The sequence below is a fragment of the Streptosporangium sp. CA-115845 genome (assembly GCF_050943795.1).
Lineage (GTDB): Bacteria > Actinomycetota > Actinomycetes > Streptosporangiales > Streptosporangiaceae > Streptosporangium.
Genome location: NZ_CP191988.1, coordinates 2,261,141 through 2,284,716 on the forward strand (window position 1 = coordinate 2,261,141; position 23,576 = coordinate 2,284,716).

At 68.6% G+C, this 23,576-nt stretch carries 22 protein-coding genes; 11 read left to right on the forward strand and 11 right to left on the reverse strand.

The genetic code is table 11. The features are described from left to right. The first annotated feature begins 82 nt into the window (after nt 1-82). From ACQP0P_RS12530 to ACQP0P_RS12540, 3 genes are read left to right on the forward strand one after another with little or no spacing between them, the layout of a single operon-like run. Nucleotides 83-901, forward strand: coding sequence for a helix-turn-helix domain-containing protein (locus ACQP0P_RS12530; RefSeq protein ID WP_433375188.1), 819 nt, complete (start codon nt 83-85; stop codon nt 899-901). Then, nucleotides 888-1,163, forward strand: a complete 276-nt coding sequence (locus tag ACQP0P_RS12535; protein ID WP_433375191.1) for a DUF397 domain-containing protein — start codon at nt 888-890, stop codon at nt 1,161-1,163. Before ACQP0P_RS12530 ends, ACQP0P_RS12535 begins: the two co-directional genes overlap by 14 nt. A 23-nt stretch (nt 1,164-1,186) precedes the next feature. Further along, nucleotides 1,187-1,384, forward strand: a complete 198-nt coding sequence (locus tag ACQP0P_RS12540) for a DUF397 domain-containing protein (protein WP_433375193.1) — start codon at nt 1,187-1,189, stop codon at nt 1,382-1,384. Nucleotides 1,385-1,479: 95 nt separating this feature from the next. Here the strand turns inward: ACQP0P_RS12540 and ACQP0P_RS12545 are convergent, their stop codons facing one another. Continuing rightward, nucleotides 1,480-2,031: a hypothetical protein gene (locus tag ACQP0P_RS12545; RefSeq protein ID WP_433375196.1), complete on the reverse strand. Its 552-nt coding sequence runs from the start codon at nt 2,029-2,031 to the stop codon at nt 1,480-1,482. Nucleotides 2,032-2,635: 604 nt separating this feature from the next. Between ACQP0P_RS12545 and ACQP0P_RS12550 the strand changes: the two genes are divergently transcribed. Continuing rightward, nucleotides 2,636-3,469: an ATP-grasp domain-containing protein gene (locus ACQP0P_RS12550; RefSeq protein ID WP_433375199.1), complete on the forward strand. Its 834-nt coding sequence runs from the start codon at nt 2,636-2,638 to the stop codon at nt 3,467-3,469. A gap of 147 nt (nt 3,470-3,616) precedes the next feature. Here ACQP0P_RS12550 and ACQP0P_RS12555 read toward each other — a convergent pair whose 3' ends face one another. After that, nucleotides 3,617-6,142 (reverse strand): M14 family zinc carboxypeptidase, encoded by a 2,526-nt coding sequence (locus ACQP0P_RS12555; RefSeq protein ID WP_433375202.1) that lies wholly within the window; start codon nt 6,140-6,142, stop codon nt 3,617-3,619. Nucleotides 6,143-6,273: 131 nt separating this feature from the next. Next, nucleotides 6,274-7,035, reverse strand: a complete 762-nt coding sequence (locus ACQP0P_RS12560) for an SDR family oxidoreductase (protein ID WP_433375204.1) — start codon at nt 7,033-7,035, stop codon at nt 6,274-6,276. Between the two features lie 239 nt (nt 7,036-7,274). On the opposite strand from ACQP0P_RS12560, the gene ACQP0P_RS12565 reads away from it, so the two are divergent. Genes ACQP0P_RS12565 through ACQP0P_RS12585 form a run of 5 tightly spaced genes read left to right on the forward strand, consistent with a single transcriptional unit; the run spans nt 7,275 to nt 13,013 of the window. Then, a complete protein-coding gene (locus ACQP0P_RS12565) occupies nt 7,275-9,113 on the forward strand; it encodes an ABC transporter substrate-binding protein (protein ID WP_433375207.1) in 1,839 nt (612 codons plus the stop codon). 6 nt (nt 9,114-9,119) lie between these two features. Continuing rightward, nucleotides 9,120-10,154: an ABC transporter permease gene (locus tag ACQP0P_RS12570; protein ID WP_433375210.1), complete on the forward strand. Its 1,035-nt coding sequence runs from the start codon at nt 9,120-9,122 to the stop codon at nt 10,152-10,154. Further along, complete coding sequence (locus ACQP0P_RS12575; RefSeq protein ID WP_433375213.1) at nt 10,151-11,032, forward strand: ABC transporter permease; 882 nt, start codon at nt 10,151-10,153, stop codon at nt 11,030-11,032. Before ACQP0P_RS12570 ends, ACQP0P_RS12575 begins: the two co-directional genes overlap by 4 nt. Next, nucleotides 11,029-12,009 carry an ABC transporter ATP-binding protein gene (locus ACQP0P_RS12580; RefSeq protein WP_433375216.1) on the forward strand — a complete coding sequence of 327 codons (981 nt, stop codon included), beginning with the start codon at nt 11,029-11,031 and terminating at the stop codon, nt 12,007-12,009. The genes ACQP0P_RS12575 and ACQP0P_RS12580 overlap by 4 nt, the downstream gene beginning before the upstream one ends. After that, a complete protein-coding gene (locus ACQP0P_RS12585) occupies nt 12,006-13,013 on the forward strand; it encodes an ABC transporter ATP-binding protein (RefSeq protein ID WP_433375219.1) in 1,008 nt (335 codons plus the stop codon). Before ACQP0P_RS12580 ends, ACQP0P_RS12585 begins: the two co-directional genes overlap by 4 nt. 125 nt (nt 13,014-13,138) lie before the next feature. Here the strand turns inward: ACQP0P_RS12585 and ACQP0P_RS12590 are convergent, their stop codons facing one another. After that, entirely contained in the window at nt 13,139-14,437 is a 1,299-nt protein-coding gene (locus ACQP0P_RS12590; RefSeq protein ID WP_433375221.1) for a DUF2252 domain-containing protein, read from the reverse strand. A gap of 173 nt (nt 14,438-14,610) precedes the next feature. Here ACQP0P_RS12590 and ACQP0P_RS12595 point away from each other — a divergent pair, with 173 nt between their 5' ends. Together ACQP0P_RS12595 and ACQP0P_RS12600 are read left to right on the forward strand one after the other, a co-directional pair. Continuing rightward, nucleotides 14,611-15,354, forward strand: coding sequence for an SDR family oxidoreductase (locus ACQP0P_RS12595; protein WP_433375224.1), 744 nt, complete (start codon nt 14,611-14,613; stop codon nt 15,352-15,354). A 424-nt stretch (nt 15,355-15,778) separates the two neighbouring features. Beyond that, nucleotides 15,779-18,346, forward strand: a complete 2,568-nt coding sequence (locus ACQP0P_RS12600; RefSeq protein ID WP_433375227.1) for a glycosyl hydrolase family 18 protein — start codon at nt 15,779-15,781, stop codon at nt 18,344-18,346. Between the two features lie 224 nt (nt 18,347-18,570). Here the strand turns inward: ACQP0P_RS12600 and ACQP0P_RS12605 are convergent, their stop codons facing one another. The 7 genes from ACQP0P_RS12605 to ACQP0P_RS12635 form a co-directional block, all read right to left on the reverse strand. Further along, the gene (locus tag ACQP0P_RS12605; protein ID WP_433375229.1) at nt 18,571-18,705 is read right to left on the reverse strand and encodes a DUF2326 domain-containing protein; all 135 of its coding nucleotides are present in this window, start codon (nt 18,703-18,705) and stop codon (nt 18,571-18,573) included. After that, complete coding sequence (locus ACQP0P_RS12610; protein WP_433381838.1) at nt 18,684-20,114, reverse strand: ABC-three component system protein; 1,431 nt, start codon at nt 20,112-20,114, stop codon at nt 18,684-18,686. The genes ACQP0P_RS12605 and ACQP0P_RS12610 overlap by 22 nt, the downstream gene beginning before the upstream one ends. After that, a complete protein-coding gene (locus ACQP0P_RS12615) occupies nt 20,104-20,364 on the reverse strand; it encodes an ABC-three component system middle component 6 (protein WP_326637041.1) in 261 nt (86 codons plus the stop codon). Before ACQP0P_RS12615 ends, ACQP0P_RS12610 begins: the two co-directional genes overlap by 11 nt. After that, entirely contained in the window at nt 20,361-20,666 is a 306-nt protein-coding gene (locus ACQP0P_RS12620; protein ID WP_433375232.1) for an ABC-three component system protein, read from the reverse strand. Before ACQP0P_RS12620 ends, ACQP0P_RS12615 begins: the two co-directional genes overlap by 4 nt. A 226-nt stretch (nt 20,667-20,892) precedes the next feature. Continuing rightward, nucleotides 20,893-21,672, reverse strand: coding sequence for an SDR family oxidoreductase (locus tag ACQP0P_RS12625; protein WP_433375235.1), 780 nt, complete (start codon nt 21,670-21,672; stop codon nt 20,893-20,895). A gap of 26 nt (nt 21,673-21,698) precedes the next feature. Continuing rightward, nucleotides 21,699-22,844 (reverse strand): acyl-CoA dehydrogenase family protein, encoded by a 1,146-nt coding sequence (locus tag ACQP0P_RS12630; protein ID WP_433375237.1) that lies wholly within the window; start codon nt 22,842-22,844, stop codon nt 21,699-21,701. Nucleotides 22,845-22,860: 16 nt separating this feature from the next. Beyond that, nucleotides 22,861-23,508: a flavin reductase family protein gene (locus ACQP0P_RS12635; RefSeq protein ID WP_433375239.1), complete on the reverse strand. Its 648-nt coding sequence runs from the start codon at nt 23,506-23,508 to the stop codon at nt 22,861-22,863. Between the last annotated feature and the right edge of the window lie 68 nt (nt 23,509-23,576).

The following is a 23,576-nucleotide window of genomic DNA, read 5'->3' on the forward strand; positions in this document are numbered from 1 at the left end:
GAGGGGGTGAGTGATGGCAGAGGGTGTGACAGGCTCGACAGTGCCACGTCGACAATTGGGGCGATATCTACGTGATTTGCGTATGCAGTCACGGTTGACAGTTAGGTCGGCAGCTTCCAAGTTGGAGTGGTCTGAGGCCAAGATCTGGCGCATCGAGACAGGGCAGACATCGCTACGAAGCCTCGACGTAGAGACAATGTGCAAGATTTACGGCGCACCAGCAGATCTCACGCAAGCGTTGATGGGCCTAGCAAAGGAGACCAAAGGGCGTGGTTGGTGGCACGCTTATGGCGATGTGATTCCGGAAGGCTTCGACCTGTATATCGGCTTGGAGGAAGCGGCGTCGCATCTAGCCTGGTATCAGTCGGAGTTGGTGCCCGGCCTGCTCCAAACCGCTGACTATGCTCATACACTGATCAGTGCCGATAACCCAGGTCTAACAGAGGGTGAAATCGAGCGTCGTGTACACGTACGTATCGCGAGGCAAGCGCTTCTCGCCAGAGTTACTGATCCTGCGGTGCTGCGCGTGGTATTGAGTGAATCTGTTTTGCGCCGTCCGATCGGTGGTGAAAATCTGATGGCGCGTCAACTCACTCATCTAGTAGAAGTCGGCGAACTGCCCAATGTCACGATCAGGGTGGTGCCCTTCAGCCACGGACTGCATCCTGGCGTCATGTCGGGATCATTCGTCACATTGCGCTTCCCGGCGAACAGCAACGGAAAAGAGATAGAGCCGCCCACCGTATATGTGGACGGTTTCACGGGCGCACTGTACCTGGATAAAGAAGGCGAGATCGAGCGCTACGATGTCGCCTTCGGTGCGATCTGGGATGCCGCGCTTGATGAGCGGGAGTCGAAAAACCTGATCTCTCAAATAGCAGGGAGCTATGAACACGATTGATTTGCCGGATGCGATCTGGCGCAAGAGCAGCTTAAGTGACGGACAAAACAACTGCATCGAAGTTGCCACGTTGACCCATGAGGGTGTCGGCGTACGTGACAGCAAGAACTCAGACGGCCCCGCGTTGGTCTTCTCGCCCGGCGATTGGCGTACTTTCGTCAACGGCATCAAGGGCGGCGAGTTTGACAACCTCGGAGCAGCAGTACTCAACCCGGCGGATACTGCGGTTACGCTGATGAACGCGTCAGACAACCTGGTGTGAGTGTCCAGCGGAAGGGCCGTGCGATGTCCAACCCGGTAGACCTGACCAAAGCCGTGTGGCGAAAGAGTTCGCTCAGCGGAGCCAACGGAGACTGCGTAGAAGTCGCGAACCTGAACGATGCCGTAGCCGTCCGGGACTCCAAGGACCCCGAAGGCCCCAGGCTCGTCTTTGCCCGTAACACCTGGGCGGCATTCGTGGCAGGCCTGAAAAACGGCGCGTAGACCGTGGCACCACCAGTCCTCCAGGGTGGGTGGGTTTCCCCGCAGGAGGACTGGCTGAGGTTCGTGTGTCACGCGGCCTGCGCGGGCGGGAGGCATCAGCCGGCGGTGACCCTGCTGTACTCGTAGAAGGTGCGGCCGTTCTCATCCCCCTGGTGCTGGCGGCCGGTCATGACCAGAGGGGCGAACGCCTGCGAGGAGTGGTTGCTCTCCGTCATGGCCACGGTCCACTGCCGGGAGGTGAGCCGCACCTGACTTCCGCGCCAGTGCAACGTGCCGGCGAGGTACCACGTCAGGCCGTTCTCGTCGCCCTTATGCCTCCTGCCGATGAGGACCTGATCGGCAGGGGTGGCGAAGTACGAGTTGCTCTCCTTTATGCCGTAGCTCCAATTTCCGGTCTGCACGGTGACCGCTTCACCGTCGATGAGGATCTGGCCGCACCGGTATCTGGTCCAGCCGTCCTCGTCCCCCCAGTGAGCGCGGTCGATCAGCACCTCTCCGGCTGAGCAGACGAAGGTGCTGTCCGGCTCCCTGAGGGTGACGGTGGCTCCGAAGACGGTCTCGATCGTCGGAGCCGCAGACGCGGACGCCGGGGCCGACATGGCCAGGACGGCCGCCGCCATCGCGACGGTCAGGGCCTTCTTGTACATTTCCATGTCCTCCGGTTCGCGTTCGCTTTGTCTGATATGCACTGAGAGCGCATGCGCCGACGGCTCACGCCATCGGGTCTGGGGACAAGGTTGCGGGCGGCACTGGAGATCGTCTTGGGGCCGACTTGCGGGTTTCTGGGAGCGATCCGGCTTCCGATCCCTACGGCATCGACCCTGCGCTGTGTCGGAGAGATACGCGTCAGCTACGGCGATCAGCCCTGAGAGGTCGTCGCGAGAGCTTCAGCGCCGGAGAGATCACTGGGCGGTCGGAGAGTGAGCGACTACGGTCCGCACCCGGTACGGCGGGGCAGAAGGCGCGGAGGTGGGTGGGTGTTCCGGCCGGCGTATGAAAGCCCGCGACCACCGCGCCCGAGCAGGCCGGAGGCCTGAATCACCGGGGAGCGACTGAGACGGCCGGCCGGAGCACCCACCCACCGGAGCGCGTACCTCGGATCCGCCGTGAAGACGTGAGAACGCGGCCGAGTGCGGCATGAGCCGGGCCGACCCCTGAGAGCACGATCCGCGGAGACCGGCCGGCGGTCGAAAACACGGCTTTAGGTAAGGTGCCTTATGTCTAATTGATGCTGACATAAAGGGATTCCTTATGGGTGCTTCTGCGGCGTACGTGACCTTCGCGGATCCGGACAAGCTCGATGACGAGAAGGGACTCGCCGTCGCGGCCTGGGCCGAGGCGGGAATCACCGGCCACATCGTGCGCTGGGACGACCCCGAGGTCGACTGGGCCGCGTTCGACGCCGTCGTGGTCCGCACCGCCTGGGACTATGTGACGAGGCGGGCGGAGTTCCTCGACTGGGCCCGGCATGTCGAGTCAGTCACCCGGCTGCTCAACCCGGCCGCCGTGCTGGAACGCAACACCGACAAGGTCTACCTGCGTGACCTGAAGGCGCCGATCATCCCCACCTCGTGGGTCGCGCCGGGCGAGGCCGCGAACCTTCCGGTCCTCGACGAGTACGTGGTCAAGCCGTCGATCTCGGCCGGAGCCCGCGACACGATCAGGACCGCGGACCGCGGACAGGCCGAGGAACACGCCGCCAAGCTGGCAGCCAACGGGCGGACCGCGATGATCCAGCCGTACCTGGACATGGTCGAGGGCGAGGGGGAGACCTCGATGCTCTACTTCGGCGGCAGGTTCAGCCATGCCGTCCGGCGCAACCCGATGCTGACCGAGAACGCCACCAAGCCGGGACAGGGCAACGACCACGGGGAGCTCCGCACCCCCGACCCCGACCAGTTCGCGCTGGCCGAGCAGGTGCTCGGCGAGTTCCCCGAGCTGCTCTGCGCCCGGGTGGACCTGGTCCGGCTGGCCGACGGCATCCCGGCTCTCATCGAGATCGAGCTGACCGAGCCCTACCTGTTCCTGGGCTACGCGCCCGGCGCCGCCGCCAACCTGGCGACCGCGCTGGCCAAGGCGATCTGACGGTTCGCGGAGAACCGGCCCGAAGAGAAACAAGTCCGCAGGGAACAGAGCCGCGGGGAACAAGCCCGAGGAGAAACAAGCCGCAGAGAACCGCGTAAGCACACGGAAACGGCGCGCGCCCCGCGAAGGGACGCGCGCCGCATCGGTTTACTGCGGAAGTACCACCGCGAGCGGCGAGACCCCCGCGTTACGGAGCGCGTCGGGGAGATCCCGCGCCCAGGGGTGCTCGTGCGCGTCGAGACCCTCGGGGTTGGCCACGACGAACCGGACCGCGCCGCCGGTGGCGGCCTGCTCGGTCCAGGTGGCACCGAAGCCGTTCAGCGCCGCGACGACCTTGTCACGGTCGGAGGCGGGAACCGTGATCCGGATCGGCGACTCGCGGTCCGGGATGGCCACCGCGGCCCGGGAGGCGTCGGGAGCCGGGGCGAGTGCCCGCGCTCGGGAGGACGGCAGGTCGGCGGTGATCGCGTTGGCGAGGATCTTCGCCGTGCCGTCGGTGAGGGCGCGGAAGTTCGGGTCGGCGGCGAACAGCACCGCGTGGCCGGCGCCCACCGGCTCGTCGACCGTCGCGGCGGTCCCGCCGAGCTCCTCGGCGCCCAGTGCGAAACCGGACATGAACCAGTCGGGCGAGTCGGCGGCCGGGTAGGAGGACACCACGTGCGCCGGGTTGGCGGCCCGCATGACCAGGTCGTACTCGGTGAACTGCATGACGCTCGACCCGACGCCCTTGCTCAGCGGCCCCTGGGCCACGTTGGCGCGGAAGAGCGAGCCGGGGATGTCCGAGGTCGGCTCGGTGAGGGTCACGGTGGAGACGCCGGCCAGGACGGCCAGCTGGGTGCCGCCGGCCCAGCCGACATACCGGCCGCCGCCACCGACCCAGTCGCGCAGCGCCGTGCGCCCGGTCTCACCGAGGGCGTTGTTCGCCGAGTTGGCCGAGCCGTCCGGCACCAGCAGCACGTCCAGCCCGCTCAGCTTGCCCGCGGCGACGTCGGCCGGGGTGAGCACCTGGTAGGACAGCTTCCAGTCGCGGTCCAGGCGGTGGCGGAGCCAGCCGGAGGACTCGGCCGCGTTCTGCGCGGTGCCACCGGACAGCTGCAGGACCCCGATCTTGCGGGAGGTGGTGATCTTGACCGAGGGGGCGTCCACCTCCCGCACCGGGGTCGCGACGGGCAGCAGCACCTGGCCGGAGGAGCCGCCGGAGACGTTGCTCAGCAACGGCAGGCTCCAGGCGGTCACGTCGTAGAAGTAGGGGAACGGGGTGTAGGTGTCCTCGTTCAGCATGCCCTGGATCCAGTGCTTCTGGCCCTGGGCCATCGGGATCCAGTAGGTGCCCTTGGGCAGGGTGGTCTTCGCCTCGGGGTTTCCGTACGGCTTGAAATCCTTGACCGTCAGCGAGGTGGCCAGCTTGAACACCTTGACGTCCATGCGCTGCAGACGGCGCACCAGGAGGTCGGTCTCGGCCTTCTTGGCCGGGTCGTCGGCGCGCAGGAAGTAGTGGCGCACCTTGCGGTCGGGCACCGGCATGGTGACCTCGTTGCCCGGGTTGTAGACCTGGTTCGGCTCCAGGCGGCCTTCGAGGCCCTGCTTGAAGGCGTCGGCGTACATGCCGTGCCAGGTGGTGAGGATCTCGGTCTTCTTGGCTGCCGCGGCCGAGAGGGAGACCCACTGAGTGAGCCACTGCTCGAAGGTCCGGGTGGCGACCGGCGAGGCGTTGCCCTTCTCGAAGGTCATGCCCGCCGCGTGGAACGCGGTGGTGGGGACCGTGTCGCCGTAGCCCATGTAGAACATGTCATAAACGCGGCGGTTGAAGAACGGGATGCCGCGCTTGGTGAACTCGCTGATCATCGCGGCGCCGTAGGTGTTGTTGATCCAGTCGATCGTCGGCTCGGGGATGTCGTGGTAGATCGGGTCGGGGTTCGGCGGGAAGAAGTACTCGGTGCCGCCCATCTCGTGGGCGTCGATGAAGAGCTGCGGCGGGTACTTCCGCATCAGTTCGATCTTGCCGTCGGTCTCCGGCTGAGTCCGCGCGAACCAGTCGCGGTTCATGTCGAAGGCGTAGGCGTTCCGCCTGGTGTCGGCCTCGCGGCCGTCGGGGTTCTGCGTCGGCAGGATCACCGTGACGGCGTTGTCCAGGATCCGCCTGGCCGCGCAGTCGTCCCGCCCGGCCAGGTCGTAGAGGGTCTTCAGCGCCGCGTCGGTGCCGCTCTCCTCGCCGCCGTGCACGTTTCCGGCGATCCACAGGATCGCGGGCGTGTTCCTGGCGAGGGTCTTCGCCGCGGGGGCGGGAGTGAGGGGGTTGCGCAGCAGCTTGATCGAGCTCTCGATCGCGCGCAGGTTCCGGATGTTCTGCGGGCTGCCGACGATCGCGTACTTCAGCGGACGTCCCTGGGCGGTGGTGGCCAGGGTGCCGGAGACGACCCGGTCGCTGGCCGCGTCGATCGAGGTCAGCAGCGTGTCGGACTCGGCCGAGGTGACCTCCCGCTCGCCAAGGTCGAAGCCGAGGACACTCTTCGGCGTCGGCACCTTGCCGTGGTAGACGGCGGGAGTCTGGGTGGCGTCACAGGTGGTCACGGGGGGTGCGGCCGGAGTGGGGTCCGCCTGAGCGGCACCGGCGGGAAGGGCGATGGCGACGGCCAGAACGGCCGGCGCCACCACCTTGAAGCGCTTCAGCATGAGGTAAAGCTGTCATCTGTGAGAAATGACAGCAAGAGATAAAATTTCACACTTGCGTTACGAATGGTGCTTTTGAGGCTAAAAATGATCCAAGGTCCGGATGATCCGGCTGCGAGGGAAGGATCCGGGGACTACCCGTGGCCGGAGATGCCGCCGTCCACCGGGATCACGGTCCCGGTGAGGTAGGCGCCGGCGCGCGAGGACAGGAAGATCGCGGTGCCCGCCATGTCGTCGGGGTGGCCGATCCTGCCCAGCGGGACGTGGGAGGCGACCGCCGCGCGCATCGTCTCGTCCTGCAGCGCGAAGGCCATCATCTTCGACTCGAACGGCCCGGGGGCGATCGCGTTGACCGTGATCGACTCCTTGGCGAGCCGCTGGGACAGGTGCCGGGTGAGCATGTGCACCGCCGCCTTGGCCGCGGAGTAGGCGTAGTTCTCCATCGAGGGCACCCGGATGCCGTCCACCGAGCCGATGTTGATCACCCTGGCCGGGGACTCGGGACTCGCGGCGGCGCGGAGCAGCGGCAGGAACCGCTGGGTCAGGTAGAACACGCCCTTGACGTTGATCCCCCAGAGCTTGTCGAACGCCTGCTCGGGGTACTCCTCCAGCGGCGCGCCCCAGGTCGCCCCGGCGTTGTTGACCAGCACGTCCAGCCGGGACTCCCGCCCCGCGACCGCCTCGAACAGGGTGGAGACCCCGTCCTCGGTGGACAGGTCGGCCGGGATGGCCGTGCATCCCAGCTCCGCGGCGGTCTTCTCGACCTCGGCCGCCTTGCGGGAGGAGATGTAGACCGTGGCTCCCGCGTCGACGAACCCGGCCGCGATCATCCGGCCGATTCCCCTGGAGCCGCCGGTGACGACGACGATCTTGCCTTCCACCGAGAACAGAGTCATGTTCTGTAGCATGCCGCACCCTTGGCCGCTCCGTCCATACCGGACGGTCGGTCCAGCACCCCGCGGTGACTCCTGGGGGCATATAAGCCCTTTTGTATAGATTTGTGGCGGAGAGCCTGAAAAATAATGTCGGCAAATAAAACGAGAGTGAAACAATCTTCCACCGCTCGTTGACACGCGCCGTTTATATGGTGTGCCTTCATTGTCAATAAGTCACCGATCCGAAGGTGGGGCACACCATGGTCAGAACGGGGACGCGCCTGGCGGCGCTGAGCCTGGCGCTGTCGATGGCGACACTTCTCGTGGCGCCCGCATCACCCTCTGTCGCCCAGACCTCCCAGACCTCACCCCAGGTCGAGAAGAGGATCGTCCGGCTGGGCGCGACGCAGAGTGTGGACTCGATGAACCCGTTCCTGGCGGTCCGGGTGGTCTCGACGTCGATCCACCGCTGGATGTACGGCTTCCTCACGGTGCCCGATTCCAAGACCCTGAAGCCCAGCCCCGACCTCGCCGAGTCGTGGCAGACCTCACCGGACAAGCTGACCTGGACCTTCACGATGCGCGCCGGAGCCACCTGGTCGGATGGCAGGCCCGTCACCGCCCAGGACGCCGCGTGGACCCTCAACAAGATCATGACGGATGACGGGGCCAAGACGGCCAACGGCCCCGCCGTCGAGAACTTCGACACCGTGACCGCCTCCGACGACCGGACCCTGGTCATCAAGACCAAGAAGCCCCAGGCCTCGATGCTGGAGCTGCCGATCCCGATCATGCCCAAGCACGTCTGGGAGAGCGTCCCCGACATCGGCACCTACGAGAACGAGACCTACCCCGCCGTCGGCAGCGGCCCCTACATCGCCGTCGAGCACAAGAAGAACGGCTATGTGAGGCTCAAGGCCAACCCGGCGTACTGGCGCGGTGCCCCCGGCATCGACGAGCTGCACGTCATCTTCTACGAGAACCCCGAGGCGGCGATCGCCGGCCTGAAGAAGGGCGACATCGACTGGATCGGCCGCCTGCAGGGCCCGCAGTTCGAGGCCCTCGCGGGCGATGCGAACATCACCCAGTGGAACACCCAGGGCCGCCGGGCCGCCTACCTGCAGTTCAACCCGGGCGCCGCGACGGCCGACGGCGAACCGATCGGTGACGGGCACCCCGCGCTGAAGGACGTCAGGGTGCGCCAGGCCATCCATCACGCGATCGACAAGAAGACCCTCGTCGAGCAGGCGCAGAACGGCCTCGCCGTACCGGCCGACGGCTCGATCATCCCGCCGATGTATCAGGAGTTCTTCTGGAAGGCCGAGGGCGACAAGGCCGTCACCTTCGACCTGGCGGAGGCCAACCGCATCCTCGACGAGGCCGGTTACGCCAAGGGCGCCGACGGCGTCCGCACCATGCCCGACGGCAAGCGCAAACTGGAGATGCGCTTCAGCATCCACACCGACGAGCCCGTCGAGGACAAGCTCGCCCAGTTCCTCACCGGCTGGCTGAAGGACATCGGCATCCAGCTCACCACCCGCAGGCTCGACTCCAACAAGTTCACCGAGGAGACGGGCAGCACGGCGCTCTACGACATCGCGATCAGCGGCTGGTCGGTCAACCCGGACCCGGAGGAGATCCTGGCCACCCACCTGTGCAGCCGCAGGCCCACCGCGAGCGGGCAGGGCGGTGGCACCGAGTCGTTCTTCTGTGACAAGGAGTTCGAACGGCTCTACCAGGCGCAGCTGGCCGAACTCGATCGAGCCGCCCGGGTCAAGCTGATCAAGCAGATGCAGGAGCGGCTCTACACCGAGGCCCCCGTCGTCGCGATCTACTACCCCAACAACCTGGAGGGCTACCGCAAGGACCGGATCGCCTCCATCACCCCGATCCCCGAGGACAAGGGCATCCTGTACGGCGGGAGCAGCTACTGGCCGGTCTACTCGCTGCGTGCCGTTGAGCGCGCCGCCGCCCCGGCCGGGAGCGGTTCGGGAAGCGGCACCTTCGTGGCCGTCGCGGTGGCCGTCGTGCTGGTTCTCGGCGCCGTGGGCTTCTTCCTGCTGCGCCGCCGCCGAGCCGCCGCCGACGACCGCGAGTAGCGGCCGATGCTCACATCGCCGCGACAGGCGAGGGACGACACCGAGGAGGGCGGTGCCCGCCGGGCCGTGGCGCGCTACGCGCTGGTCAAGCTCGGCGGGGCACTGCTCAGCATCGGACTGGTGGTCGTCGCCACGTTCTTCCTGTTCCGTCTGATCCCCGGTGACCCCACCATCGCCTACACCCGCGACGTGCCGGTGACCCCGGAACAGCTCGCCCTGCTCAGACGGCAGATGGGCCTGGACCGTCCGCTGGGCGCGCAGTTCCTGGACTTCGTGGGCCGGACCCTGCGGCTGGACCTGGGCACCTCGTACGAGTACCGCAGACCGGTCGCCGAGCTCATCGGCGAGCGGGTGGGGCCGACGCTGCTGCTGGCGGGCACCGGGCTGGCCGTCGCGGTCGGCCTGGGCATGTGGCAGGGCACCAGGGCCGCCTGGCACCACGGCGGCCGCTTCGACCGCCTCTCCACCGGGACCGCGCTGACCCTGTGGTCGGTGCCGACCTTCTGGCTGGGACTGCTGCTGCTCATGGTCCTCGGCGCGGGGATCGGCCCGATACCCGGCCTGTTCCCCACCCGGGGCATGGAGGACGTCGACGCCCCCGGCGGGCCGCTCTACCTGCTGCACGTCGCCCACCACCTGGTGCTGCCCTGCCTCACCCTGGTCGCCGTCGTCTACGCGCAGTACCTGCTGGTGATGCGCTCCTCGCTGCTGGAGGAGATCGGCCAGGACTACGTGACCACCGCCCGCGCCAAGGGCCTGCGCGACGACGACGTCCGGCGTCGGCACGCGGTGCCGAACGCGCTGCTGCCGACGGTGACCCTGGTCTTCATGCAGATCGGGTTCGTGGTCGGCGGCGCGGTCTCGGTGGAGTTCGTCTACTCCTGGCCCGGCCTCGGGCTGCTGTTCGTCGAGGCGATCAGGGGACCCGACTACGCCGTGATGCAGGGCACCTTCATGCTCGTCTGTGTCGCGGTGATCGTCATGAACACGCTGGCCGACGTGGTCTACCACGTCCTGGACCCGAGGGTGAGGTCGGCATGAGCACGATGGCCGGTACCCGCCGCCGCGCCGCTCTGGCACGGTTCTGCCGCCGGTACGCCAGGCAGCGGGCCGGGCTGTACGGGGCGGCGATCCTGCTGGTCGCCGTCCTGACGGCCCTGCTCACGCCGCTGCTCACCGACCCGTCGGGGATGGACGTGACGAAGGCGACGGGCGCCAGGATGGCACCGCCGAGCATGGACTTCCCGCTCGGCACCGACGAGTCCGGCCGTTCGGTGGCGCTCATGTTGCTGTGGGGTGCGCGGGTCTCGCTGCTCATCGGGTTCATGTCGGCCCTGCTCAGCATGGTGATCGGTACGGTGTTCGGCATCGCGGCCGGGCACTTCCGGGGTTGGGCCGCCGCCGTGCTGATGCGCGTCACCGACTGGTTCCTGGTGCTGCCCGCGCTGGTCCTGGCCATGGTGCTCGCGGCCATCCTCGGCGGCAGCGCGTCCACGATCATCCTGGCGATCGGGGTGACCTCCTGGGCGTCCACGGCGAGGCTGATCCGGGCCCAGACGCTGGCGGTCGAGGCCAGGCCGTACATCGAGAGGTCCAGGGCTCTGGGCGCGGGGCACTGGCACGTCATGACCCGGCACGTGCTGCCGAACGTCGCCCCGCTGGTCCTGGCGAACACCACGCTCATGGTGGCCAGTGCCATCGTCACCGAGTCCACCCTCGCCTTCCTCGGCGCGGGCTCCGGTCAGGTGTCCTGGGGCAGCATGCTGCGGGCCTCATACGACTGGGGCGCGGCCACCTCCGGGGCCTGGTGGTACGTGCTGCCGCCCGGCCTGTGCATCATCGCGGTGGTCCTGGCGTTCACCCTGTGCGGACGCGCCCTGGAGACCGTGCTCAACCCACGGCTGAGGGGAGTCTCGTGAGCCTGCTCGAACTGCGCGACCTGGCGGTGACCTACCGGGGCGCGGCCGGGGACGTGCCCGCCGTGCGGGGCGTCTCGCTCGGCCTGGCGGCCGGTGAGGCCCTCGGCGTGGCGGGGGAGTCGGGGTCGGGCAAGTCGACGCTGGCCATGTCCCTGCTGCGGCTGCTGCCCAGGAACGCATCGGTGTCCGGGGAGATCCTGCTGGACGGCGAGGACGTCCTGACGATGAGCTGGGGGCGGTTGCGCGCGGTCCGGTGGGCCTCGGCCTCGCTGGTCTTCCAGGGGGCCCAGCACGCGCTGAACCCGGTGCGCCGGATCGGCGACCAGATCGCCGAGCCGCTGCGGGTGCACGGCATGGCGACCGGGGCCGAGGCGCGGCGCAGGGTGGCGGAGCTGCTGGAGCAGGTCGGCCTGCCCGCCTGGCGAGCGCGTGGCTACCCGCACGAGCTCTCCGGCGGCCAGCGCCAGCGGGTGATGATCGCGATGGCGCTCGCCTGCTCACCTCGCCTGATCATCGCCGACGAGCCGACCACCGCGCTGGACGTGATGATCCAGGCGCAGGTGCTCTCGCTGATCCGCTCGCTCATCGCCGAGCACGGGATCGGCCTCGTCATGATCTCCCACGACCTGTCGGTTCTGGCGTCGACGTGCGACCGGCTGGCGGTGATGTACGCGGGCCGGGTGGTCGAGTCCGGCCCCTCGCGCGAGGTCTTCGCAGGCGGGCGGCACCCCTACAGCAGGGCGCTGGCCGAGGCGTTCCCCACCGTCGGGGACCCCGCCTCCAGGATGGCGCCCAGGGGGCTGGGCGGTGATCCGCCCGACCCCGCGCACCTGCCCGCGGGGTGCTCGTTCCACCCTCGCTGCCCGGTCTCGCTCGTCTCGTGCGCGTCGGAGCCGGTCGAGCTGCGGGTCGTGGGCGACGGTACCGGAGCGCCGCACACCGCCGCGTGCGTTCACGTCAGCGAGGAGAGCCGATGACCCTGCTCGAAGCACGGGAGGTGCGGGTGGAGTTCGCCTCGCGCGGGCGCCGCGCCCGCGCGGTGGACGGGGTGAACCTCGCCGTGGGCGAGGGGGAGATCGTCGCGCTGGTCGGCGAGTCCGGCTGCGGCAAGACGACGCTGGCCAGGACCCTGCTCGGCCTGGAGCGGCCCACCTCGGGGTCGGTCCACTACGGCGGCGTCCCGCTGGCCTACTCCTCGCGCGCCCTGCGGGCCCACCGCCGCGAGGTGCAGCTCGTGCTCCAGGACCCCACCGGATCGCTCAACCCCCGGCACACCGTCTACCAGGCGGTGGCCGAGGGGCCGCGCATCCACCGCCTGCCCGGCGAGGGCGACCTGGTCGCCGCCGCCCTGTCGAGGGCCGGGTTGCGTCCTCCCGAACGGTTCTTCGACCGACACCCGCACGAGCTGTCCGGCGGCCAGCGCCAGCGCGTGGTCATCGCCGGAGCCCTCGCGCTGGAGCCCAGGGTGCTGGTCGCCGACGAGCCGGTGGCCTCGCTGGACGCGTCGGTACGCGGCGAGATCCTCGCCCTGCTGCTCCGCCTCCGCGCCGAGCTGGGCCTGTCGGCCCTGGTCGTCACCCACGACCTCGGGCTGGCCTGGAACATCGCCGACCGGGTCGCGGTGATGTATCTCGGCAGGATCGTCGAGTCGGGGCCGGTGGAGCGGATCCTCACCTCGCCCTCGCACCCGTACACCCAGGCACTGCTGTCGGTCCTGCCGGAGTCGCGGTCGCCCGTGGTGCTGGGCGGCGAGCCGCCGGACCCCACCCGGATCCCGGCCGGCTGCCGCTTCCACCCGCGCTGCCAGGTGCTGGCCTCGGGCGCGGCGGCCGAGGCGGGGGTCGACGGGCTGTGCGCGTCCAGGGAACTACCGGTCCTGCCGTCCTCGGCCGGGGCCCAGGTCGCCTGCCACCACGCCGAGGCCCGCTCCGCCCGGCGCGAGGCGAGGACGGAAACGGAGGCGGAAACGGAGCGGCTGTGAGGCGAGGCAGGACCGGCCCCGGGCGCGGTCCTTCCCGAAGGACGGTTTCTGAGCCCGGCCTCCGAGTCCGATCACAGGGGCCGATCAGGGGGGCCGATCACAGGGGCCGCTCTCGGGGGCCGGACTCAGAGACCGGGGAGGAGGCCGTTCCTGAACAGGTCGACGAAGAGCCCGTGGTCGGCCCTGGCCCGCGCCCCGTAGGCGTGCGCGAAGTCGACCAGGGTGCGGGTGAAGCCCTCGGTGTCGCCGTCGATCACGGCCACGATCGCGTCCTCGGTGGAGAAGTCGACCAGGTCGTGGCTGGACTCGTCGTCGGCCACCGAGTGCATCCTGGCCACCGCCCGGCCCAGGTCGCGAATCACCGAGGCGAGCTCGTCCGGTTCGTTGACGTCGCCCCAGTCCAGGTCGGCGGTGTAGGGGGAGACCTCGGCGACCATCTGGCCGACGCCGTTCAGCGTGGTGTAGCCGAGCCACGGGTCGGCGTACGCCTGCAGGGCCCGCTGCGATTCGGCGGTGCGGTGGCCCTGGTGCTTGAAGTAGCCGTGCACCTTCTCGTCCGTCACGTACCGAGCCACGGCCGGGACCTGGGCCTGCTTCATGTAGAGGATGACGTCGTTCTCCAGGGCCTGGGTGTGGCCCTCAAGCAGCATGTTGTACGAGGGCAGCCCGGCCGAGCCGATCCCGATGCCGGTGCGGAGCGCGAAGTCCTTGATCTTGTGCTGGACCGCCGAGACGGTGGGCAGGGTCGTCAGGTAGTCCTGGAAGGCCGCCTCCACCAGCTGCCGGGTCTCCGTATCGACTGGGTAGCGGCCGTCCATGACGGCGAACCTGCGGTCGAAGTTCTCGACGGTGGTCTCCGTCTCCAGCAGCGCCACCCGGGTGTTCAGCCGGGCGTGCTGCAGCACCCGGTGCAGCATGCCGGTGGTGGTCTCCAGGGTCAGCGAGCCGATCGCGTCGTCCCCGCCCTCGGAGATACCGGTCAGCTCGGCGAGGTAGGCGCCGGCGAACTCGGTCACCAAGGCGCTGATGACCTCGTCGGACAGGGCCTTGGCGTACCCGATGAGCGCGATGCTGGCGGAGAACCGCCGCAGGTCCCAGATGTACGGTCCGACGTAGGCCTCGTCGAAGTCGTTGACGTTGAAGACCAGCACGCCGGAGGCGTTCATGTAGGTGCCGAAGTTCTCGGCGTGCAGGTCGCCGTGGATCCAGACCCGCCTGGTCTGGTCGTCCAGGAAGGCGTCGTCGGCGAACTCGCCGGTCATGTCCGCGTAGAACAGGCAGGCGCTGCCCCGGTAGAAGGCGAACGGCGAGGCGGCCATCTTCCGGAACTTGCGCCGGAAGGCGGCGGGATCGCGCTTCATGGAGTCGCCGAACTCGGTGATCAGGACGTCGAGAATGTGCGCCGAGCGCCCATCGATGGTCATGGTCCGCACGTTAGGGCGTACGACCGAAACTCCGCCAGTTCTCCACGATTACAGATCTGGAACGCACCAATGGCCGGGCCCGGCTCGCGCGGCGTGGCGGGCGTCGACAGCCGCACCGCACGGATCATAGATTCGACGGTGAGACGAGGTCCGCACGGGGAGTGGAGATCGACATGGCGGTGCTGGCGGGCAAGGCGGCGGTGGTCACCGGGGGGTCGCGGGGCATCGGCCGGGCGATCGTGGAGCGCCTCGCCCGCGACGGGGCGGACGTGCTCTTCAGCTACGCGAACGCCGCCGCGTCCGCGGGCGAGGTGGAATGGGTGGTCAAGGAGGCGGGCGGGAGCGCCCGCGCCGTCCAGGCCGACCTCGGGAAGCCGGGTGCCGCGGAGTGGCTGATGGAGACCGCGGAGGAGTTTCTCGGTGGCCTCGACATCCTGGTCAACAACGCCGCGCTGACCTTCACCCCGGTCCCCGTCGCGGAGACCACCGAGGAGCTGTACGACCGTGTCATGGCGGTCAACGCCAGAGCGGTCTTCCTGACCATCCGGTACGCCGCCAGGCACATGCGTGACGGCGGGCGCATCGTCAACATCTCCACCCTCAACACCGTCCGCCCGGCACCCGGCATCGCCCCCTACGCGGCGAGCAAGGGCGCGCTCGAACAGCTGACCGCCGTCACGGCCCGCGAGCTCGGCGGCCGGGGCATCACCGTCAACACGGTCTCGCCCGGTGCCACGGACACCGACCTGCTGCGCGGCACCAACCCCGCGGCGGCCCTGGCCCAGGTCGCGGGCATGACCTCGCTCGGCCGCCTCGGCGAGCCCTCGGACATCGCCGACGTCGTGGCCTTCCTGGCGGGCCCCGACGGCCGCTGGCTCACCGGCCAGAACCTCCACGCCAACGGCGGCCTCGGCTGAGGATGTAGGCGAGCGTCTCCCGGCGGGTTCCGGCCGCCCGCCCGGTCGCCCACTGCCGGCGGCCCGGCCTTCCTGTGCCGCGTCCGGCCGTGCCGCCCTGTGCCGTGCAGTGCTGTGTCCGGCCGGGGTCGTGCCTGCCACGCAGGGTCGTGCCTGCCACGCCCGGTCGTGTTCTGCCGTGCCGTGCCGTGCCGTGCGGGTCGGGCGTCGCGCCTGCTGCCGGCCGCTTCGCCTGATCGTCCGACCGCCCCTGCCCGCTGTCGGTGGCCTGACCTGACCGGCCTTCCGCTCCTGGGCGTTCGAGCGGGCGGCCGTACGGTTCGAGCTGGGCGGGAGGCGTTGTTTTGGGTCTTGTAGGCGCGGGGCGCCGGGGTTACGATCCGCTTAATTATTAGGAAACTTTCCTAAATGGAAAGGTGTTTACGTGCGCCGATTAGCCTCCATGCTGCTGGTTCTCGCCCTGGCAGCCACTTTCGCCGCTCTCTCGTCTCCCGCCTCGGCCGCCGCCCGGCTCACCGCGGCCTTCACCCTCACCGGCACCCAGGGCAAGTTCGTGGTGAGCAACCCGGGCACCACCCCGGTCACCGGCTGGTCGATCACCTTCGACCTGCCCGCGGGCATCACGGTCAGCGGCGCCCAGAACGCCACCACCACGCAGAACGGGACGCGGGTCAAGCTGACCCCCGCCTTCTACATCAACACGGTACGGGCGAACGGCAACACCGAGCCGTACAGTCCCACCTTCACGCTCAGCGCGGCGGCCCAGCCGGTGAGCTGCACGATCAACGGCGCCAACTGCGACGGCAGCGGCGACCCGCCACCCCCGGACGCGCCCGTCACCGCGACCTACTCGGGGAGTGGCACCCAGGGCAAGTTCGTGGTCGCCAACAACACCGACGCCGCGCTCAACGGCTGGTCGATCACCTTCGACCTGCCCGCCGGGGTCACCGCGAGCGCCGCGCAGAACGGATCACTGAGCCAGAGCGGGCGCCAGGTCACGCTGACCCCGGCCCACTACAACACGACGGTGGCGGCACGCGGGACCACCGAGCCGTACAGCCCCGCCTTCACGCTCAGCAACGCGTCCGCCGAGCCGGAGAACTGCCGGATCAACGACGTGCGGTGCGACGGCGCGGCCGACACGCCGCCCGGCGCGCCCGGCAACCTGCGCTCACCCGTCAAGACCACCAAGACCGTCTCACTGGCCTGGGACGCCGCGACCCCCGGAAGCCTCCCGATCTCCGGTTACCAGGTCTACCGGGGCGCCGACCTCGCCGCGACGGTCACCGGGACGAGCACCACCATCACCGGCCTGACCTCGAACACCGGGTACACGTTCACGGTGAAGACCAAGGACCGCAAGGGGACGCTCTCCCCGGCGAGTTCGGCGCTGACGGTGACCACCAACAACGCCGGTGACGACACCCAGCCACCGACCGTGCCCGCGAACCTGCGCACCACCGGCAAGACCTCCTCCAGCGTCTCGCTCGCCTGGGACGCCTCGACCGACAACAAGGGCATCGCCGGGTACGAGGTCTACACCGGCGCCACCCTGGCGGCGACGGTGACCGGTACCTCCGCCACGGTGAGCGGGCTGTCGCCGTCCACCGAGTACACCTTCACCGTCAAGGCCCGCGACGTGTACGACAACATGTCGGCGGCGAGCGCCGCGGTGAAGGTGAGCACCGACGACATCATCGGCAGCGGTTACGCCAGGGTCGGCTACTTCGTCCAGTGGGGCATCTACGGCCGCCAGTACTTCGTGCGCAACCTGGACACGACCGGCGTCGCCGCGAAGCTGACCCACCTCAACTACGCCTTCGGCAACATCGACCCGGTGAACCTGACCTGTCTGCAGGGTGTCACCAAGGGCACCACCGGCAACCCGCAGGATCCGAACCAGGGCGACGGCTCCGGTGACGCGGACGCCGACTACGGCAGGCCGATGAGCGCGGCGCAGTCGGTGGACGGCGTCGCCGACACCGGCTGGGAGAAGCTGCGCGGCAACTTCAACCAGCTCCGCAAGCTCAAGGCCAAGTACCCGAACCTCAAGGTGCTGATCTCGCTCGGCGGCTGGACCTACTCCAAGTACTTCTCCGACGTGGCGGCCACCGACGCGTCCAGGAAGAAGTTCGTGAGCTCCTGCATCGACATCTACATCAAGGGCAACCTGCCGGTCTACAACGCCGCGGGTGGCCCCGGCAGCGCCGCCGGGGTCTTCGACGGCATCGACCTCGACTGGGAGTGGCCGGGCGCGGAGGGCCACGCGGGCAACCACATCGGCCCGAACGACAAGGTGAACAACACGCTGCTGACCGCCGAGTTCCGCAGGCAGCTCGACGCCCTGACCCAGGAGACCGGCAAGCGCTACCAGCTCACCGCGTTCACCCCCGCCGACCCGGCGAAGATCGCCGCGGGCTGGGACCTGCCGGAGATCGCCAAGTCCCTGGACATCTTCAACATCCAGGGCTACGACTTCCACGGCGCGGGCAGTGACAACTCCTGGGAGCCCAACCGGGCGGGCCACCAGGGCAACCTGTACACCGACACCGAGGACCCGTACCCGTTCAAGTTCAGCGTGGAGAACGCGGTCAACGTCTACCTGCAGGCCGGGGTGAACCCGCGCAAGCTCACCATCGGCTTCGCCTACTACGGGCGCGGCTGGCAGGGTGTCACCGACGGCGGCAAGTCCGGCGAGTGGCAGTCGGCCACCGGCGCGGCACCGGGCCAGTTCCCGGACGAGGCCGGCACCCGCGGGTACAGCAACCTGCTGGCCAGTGTGCCGGGATGCACCATCAAGCACGACGAGCAGTCGGGCTCGACCTACTGCTTCACCGGCAACGGTGGCCAGTGGTGGACTTTCGACGACGCCTGGTCCATCGGTAAGAAGACCGCGTGGCTGCGGAGCAAGAACCTGCTCGGCGCGATGATCTGGGAGATGTCCGGAGACCCCGGCACCCTGACCACCGCCCTGGACGCGGGCCTGAGGTAACCGTTCGGCGGCGTTCCCAGGGTGACCACTCCTGGGCCTGAAGGTCACCGTTCCGGAGGACCGTCTTCGCGGCGTCCGATGTCGCGAAGGCGGTCTTCCCCGGTGCCCCGAACTTGTGTCGCGGAGCACCCCGGAGTGACTCTCGGTCGGAGGCCAGAGCCGCCAGGGCGGCCCCGACGAATTCGACATGACGGATAGGGGCCGATCCAGAACGGGAGTGACCGTTAAAATCTGAAGCCGAACAATCCGCCGTCCGGCTGGTCGGTCAGATGAGGCTCGATGATGTGAGGATTCGCGTCGAACCCCATTGAAACCGCCTTGTTCAGATCGTCGGAGTTCATGGTGACGATGTACTGCATCCGCTCGGTCTCGGTAACCTCGGCCTCCAGCTGGAGGGCTCGTGCCACCTGACGTTCGTCTCTCCGTACAGGCGCCGGGCGTACGTGTTGAAAAGGCTGCTCGCTTCGAAAGTGATGGTGTCCCGGTCCTCAAGGTCGGTCACCATCTCCTGTTCGAGCTCAAGGCGTTTCGCCTCGATCTCCCGTCGGCTCGCCTCGAGTGCCTGCGCGGCCTGGAACCGGTGACGGAGAGACTCAAGATGTGCCTGTTCGCGAGCCAGGGCATATTGCAGGGAGTTGAGCGCGTCAAGCGCGCCACCCGAGTTCAGCGTATGCAGGAGGGCGGCTTGTCGCTCGCCGAGTCGCGTGCGCGTCCGGGTGCGCTCCTCCAGAAGTCGACGGAGCCGGGATATCTCCTCGTGTAACTGCTTCTCACGGTTTCGGACCACGGTCTCGTGGAAGGCGCGCACATCGTCGAACCGGCGGCGCACCTCCTGGCCGAGAATCAGGTTCAACTGCTTGTAGGCCGATTCCAGATACCGGTCATCCGGTTCGGCTACCTCGTCGACGGACTGTTCCATGTCCTGAAGGTTGCGTCGGTCTACCGCTTCGGACGCCCTGAGTGACCGGATGCGCCGATCGAGCTCGTCGGCCTCCCGGCGAATGTTCTCGTATTCGGGGACGACCTGAAAACTCGCGATCTGGCGCTCAAGTTCACTCACCCGCTGTTCTATGGCGCCGATTTCACCTCGAAGTTCGGCGGAACGGCCGACGATTTTCCCCCAGACAGGATCTTTCGCGGCTTCGACGAGCTTCTTTCTCGTGGCCTCCTGATTGGACAGGAGGCGATACCGTGCTGCCAGGCCGACGTCCAGGCCGAAGAGATGGCACAGGTTGACCATCGCGTCGTGAGGCGACTGCTGGGCGAATGTCCTGGTGGGCTCAAGAAAGCCTCCTGCATCGACACGGCGGATCGCGAATGACAACAGCGTCCGGCCGCTGACTTCCGCTCCTTCGGAGTCGACCCTGTAGAGATCCCGTTCCATCGCCCACTGCCAGTCTTTCGTCGACACCTCGGCGGCGTGTTCGAACAGGCCCCTGGGGGACTTCCGTGTTATGTCCGGATCGAGTGTCACTCTGTTCGGCCGTGTCGCCGAGCGCGTCACCGTCAAGGGCTCCGGCTGGCCCGGCCAGTCAAGTTTCAACCTGAATGTGTGGTCGCGGAGCTTCTCAGCGGCCCAGACCGCCTTGGGTTCGTTGCGGGCACCCAGCAGAAAATGCAGTAACTCGACCATGCTCGACTTGCCGGCACCGTTGCGGCTGTCGGTGTCGGTGGAGGCGTCGGTGCGTTCGGCGACCAGGAGGTTCAGCCCCGCCCCAAAGCGGATCGTCCGGAACCTGTCGTCGTCAGAGGTGAGGCTACGCAGCATTGTCACGAGCCCGGAAAATCAACATGTCCTGTTCAAGCTCGACCAGGCCCAGGGCGTAGAGCAGGTCGAGCGCGAGAGCGAACCACCAGAACGTCAGGGGCGCCCGATGGTCGTTGTCCTCGCGCCAGGTCAACAGGCGGCGCCAGGCCTGGGTGACGGTCACGGGCTGACGCCCGGTGGCCATCACGATCTGAGCCCCCACAGCCAGCAGGGCGCGCTGGGGAGCGACCCCTTTGGTCGGCACGATCACGTGGTCACTCCCATCTCGGCCTCCGGGACCCAACCCGTGGGCGGCACCTTGAAGATCTCACATTCACCGAAGAAGTACATCAGGACAACAAGCGCGTTCAGCTCCATAGGGGATTGTTGCGCGGCATTGCCGAGAACGTGCCGCTCAAGCCGCCAGAGGATGTCGTCGGACTCCTCACACGTCTGGGCGATCATCTCGTAGTGCTCGCGAAAGCCCGCCGCGACCTCGTCCCTCTCGTTGGGGTCGAGCCTGCTCCGGTAGTAGTCCTCCACGTGGTTGACGTAGGACAGAGCGAGCTTCATGCGATGCTGAATATCCCAGGAGAACCCGTTGTATTCCATTTTCTTGAGCGGAGGTCTGGGGATGGCCGGTAGGTCTTCGAGGGGGCGTCGGTAGGGGTAATTGTCATCTTTTGCGATTCTCTGCGTCTTTCTGTAGGAGGCGCGGTGTGCAGGCCCCTTCGTTCACGGAGGGGGAAACGCATCCGGAGGGCCTCTTTCCGGGTGCGTCGTACAACCCGGCGTCTCCCTACGGGTGCCGGTTGGAGACCGAGACGACCTCGCCGGTCATGTACGTGGAGTACTCGCTCGCCAGGAAGACGATCACGTTGGCCACCTCCCACGGTTCCGCCGAGCGGCCGAAGGCCTCGCGGGAGGTCAGCTCGGTGAGCAGTTCGTCGGTGGTGACCTTGGCCAGGAAGGGGTGCATGACCAGCGAGGGGGCCACCGCGTTGACCCGGATGCCGTGTGGGGCGGCCTCCAGGGCGGCGCACCTGGTCAGAGCCATCACCCCGGCCTTGGCGGCCGCGTAGTGCGACTGGCCCTCCTGGGCGCGCCAGCCGATCACCGAGGAGTTGTTGACGATCACCCCGGAACCCTGGGGGACCATCAGCCGCAGGGCGGCCCTGGTACAGCGCATCGTGCCGGTGAGGGTCACCCCCAGGACGGCGTCCCACTGCTCGTCGGTCATCTCCACCAGCCGCGCCGTACCGCCCAGGCCCGCGTTGTTGACCACCACGTCCACCCGCCCGTGCGCCTCGGTCACCGCGCCGAACATGGCGCGTACCTCGGCCTCGGAGGTGACGTCGCAGGGCACCGCGAGCGGCTTGACCCCACTCAGCCCGGCCAGCGCCTCGGCGGCCTCGCCGAGGCGCCGCTCGTGCCGGTCGGAGACGACCACGGTCGCGCCCTCCTCGGCGCAGCGCCTGGCGGTGGCGTACCCGATGCCCGTCCCGGCCGCCGCCGTGACCAGGACGACCTTTCCCGCAAGCAGGCCGTGGGCGCGGGGGTAGGGGGGAGGTGTCGCCATACGGGCTCCGTTCCGGTGGTCGTGTCTCAGCCCTTGGGCAGGCCCAGGGTGCGCTCGGCGATGATGTTGCGCTGGATCTCGCTGGACCCGGCGTAGATGGTGTCGGCGCGGCTGAACAGGTAGAGCCGCTGCAGCGCGTTGAGGTCGTACGGCGGGGCGTCGGCGACCAGGCCCGCGCGCCCCTGGACGGCCTGGGCCAGCTCGCCCAGCCGCCGGTGCCACTCCGACCAGTACAGCTTGCCGATCGACACCTCGGGTCCCGGTTCGCCCGCCGACAGTGAGGTCATGGTGCGCAACGCGTTGAGCCGCATGATGTCCAGCTCCAGCCACGAGCGCACCAGCCGGTCGCGGAGCACCGGGTCCTCGGCGGCCCCGGTGCGCCTGGCGGTGGCCACCACCTCCGCGAACTCCCGCTGGAAGCCGATCTGCTGGCCCAGGGTGGAGGCGCCGCGCTCGTAGCCGAGGGTGGCCATCGCGATCCGCCAGCCCTCGCCGGGGGCGCCCAGGATGTTTCCCGCCGCGGTGCGGGCGCCGTCGAGGAAGACCTCATTGAACTCGCTGGTGCCGGTCATCTGGAGGATGGGCCGTACCTCGATCCCCGGCTGGTCCATCGGGACCAGCAGGTAGGACAGGCCGCGGTGGCGCGTGGAGCCGGGCTCGGTCCTGGCGAGCACGAAGCACCAGTCGGCCACGTGGGCCAGTGAGGTCCACACCTTCTGGCCGGTGATGACCCACTCGCCGGTGTCCAGGCGCGCCCGCGTCTGGACACCTGCCAGGTCGGAGCCCGCCTCCGGCTCCGAGTAGCCCTGGCACCACAGCTCCTCGCCACGCTGGATGGGCGGCAGGAAGCGCCGCCGCTGCTCCTCGGTGCCGTGCTCCAGGATGGTCGGCCCGATCAGCCCCTCGCCGATGTGCCCGACCCTCGCCGGGGCGGCGGCACGGGCGTACTCCTCGTGGAAGGCGACCTGCTCCTCCAGAGTGGCGTCCCGGCCGCCGTACTCCCCGGGCCAGCCCAGGCAGGTCCACCCGGCCTCGCCCAGCCGCCGCTCCCAGGCGAGCCGGACCTCGTGCCCCTCGTGCTCACGGCCGGGCCCGCCCAGTCCCCGGGCGTGCGCGAACTCGCCGGTGAGGTTCTCCTCCAGCCAGGAGCGTGCCTCCTCGCGCAGGGTCATGGGGTGCCTCCAGACGTCAGGCGTGGAAACGGCCGTAGCCGCCCCTGAAGAAGAGCAGCGGGCCGCCGTCGCCGTGCACACCGAGCCGGTGGACCCTGGCGACGACGATGACGTGGTCGCCCGCGGGATACTCCGCCTCGATCGAACAGTCGATCCAGGCCAGGCTCTCCTCGATCACCGGGTTGCCGCCCGGGGAGACCGTCCAGTCGAGCCCGGCGAACTTGTCGCCGCCCCGGCCGGCGAGCGCGGCGCAGACCGGTTGCTGGTGCTCGGCGAGCACGTTGATCGTCTGGGTTCTGGCGGCGCGCAGGCGCGGCCAGCTCGTGCTGCTGTGGGCCACGCAGAAGGCCACCAGCGGCGGGTCCAGCGACACCGAGGTGAAGGAGTTGGCCGCCAGGCCGCACGGCTCGCCGGTGTCGGGGTCGATGGCGGTGATGGCCACCACACCGGTGGCGAAGTGGCCGAGCACAGAGCGGAACCACTGGCCGTCCACGGCGCCGCCCTGATGCGTGGCCCCGTTGATCTCAGGTCTCTCGGCTCCGTTGGACGGGCCCTGCGAAAGGCCACTCTGCATGGCGACTCCGTTGGCGATGATGCCGCGCCCGGCCAGGGTGGCGCGGGGGTGGTCGGCGGTCTCCAGCAGCCGGGCCGCGTGAGTGCTCATGGTGCTACTCGCCTCCTCAATCGCGCCCGGTCGGCCTCCGAGGGGTTCGGCGGCGGACGGCGTCCTCC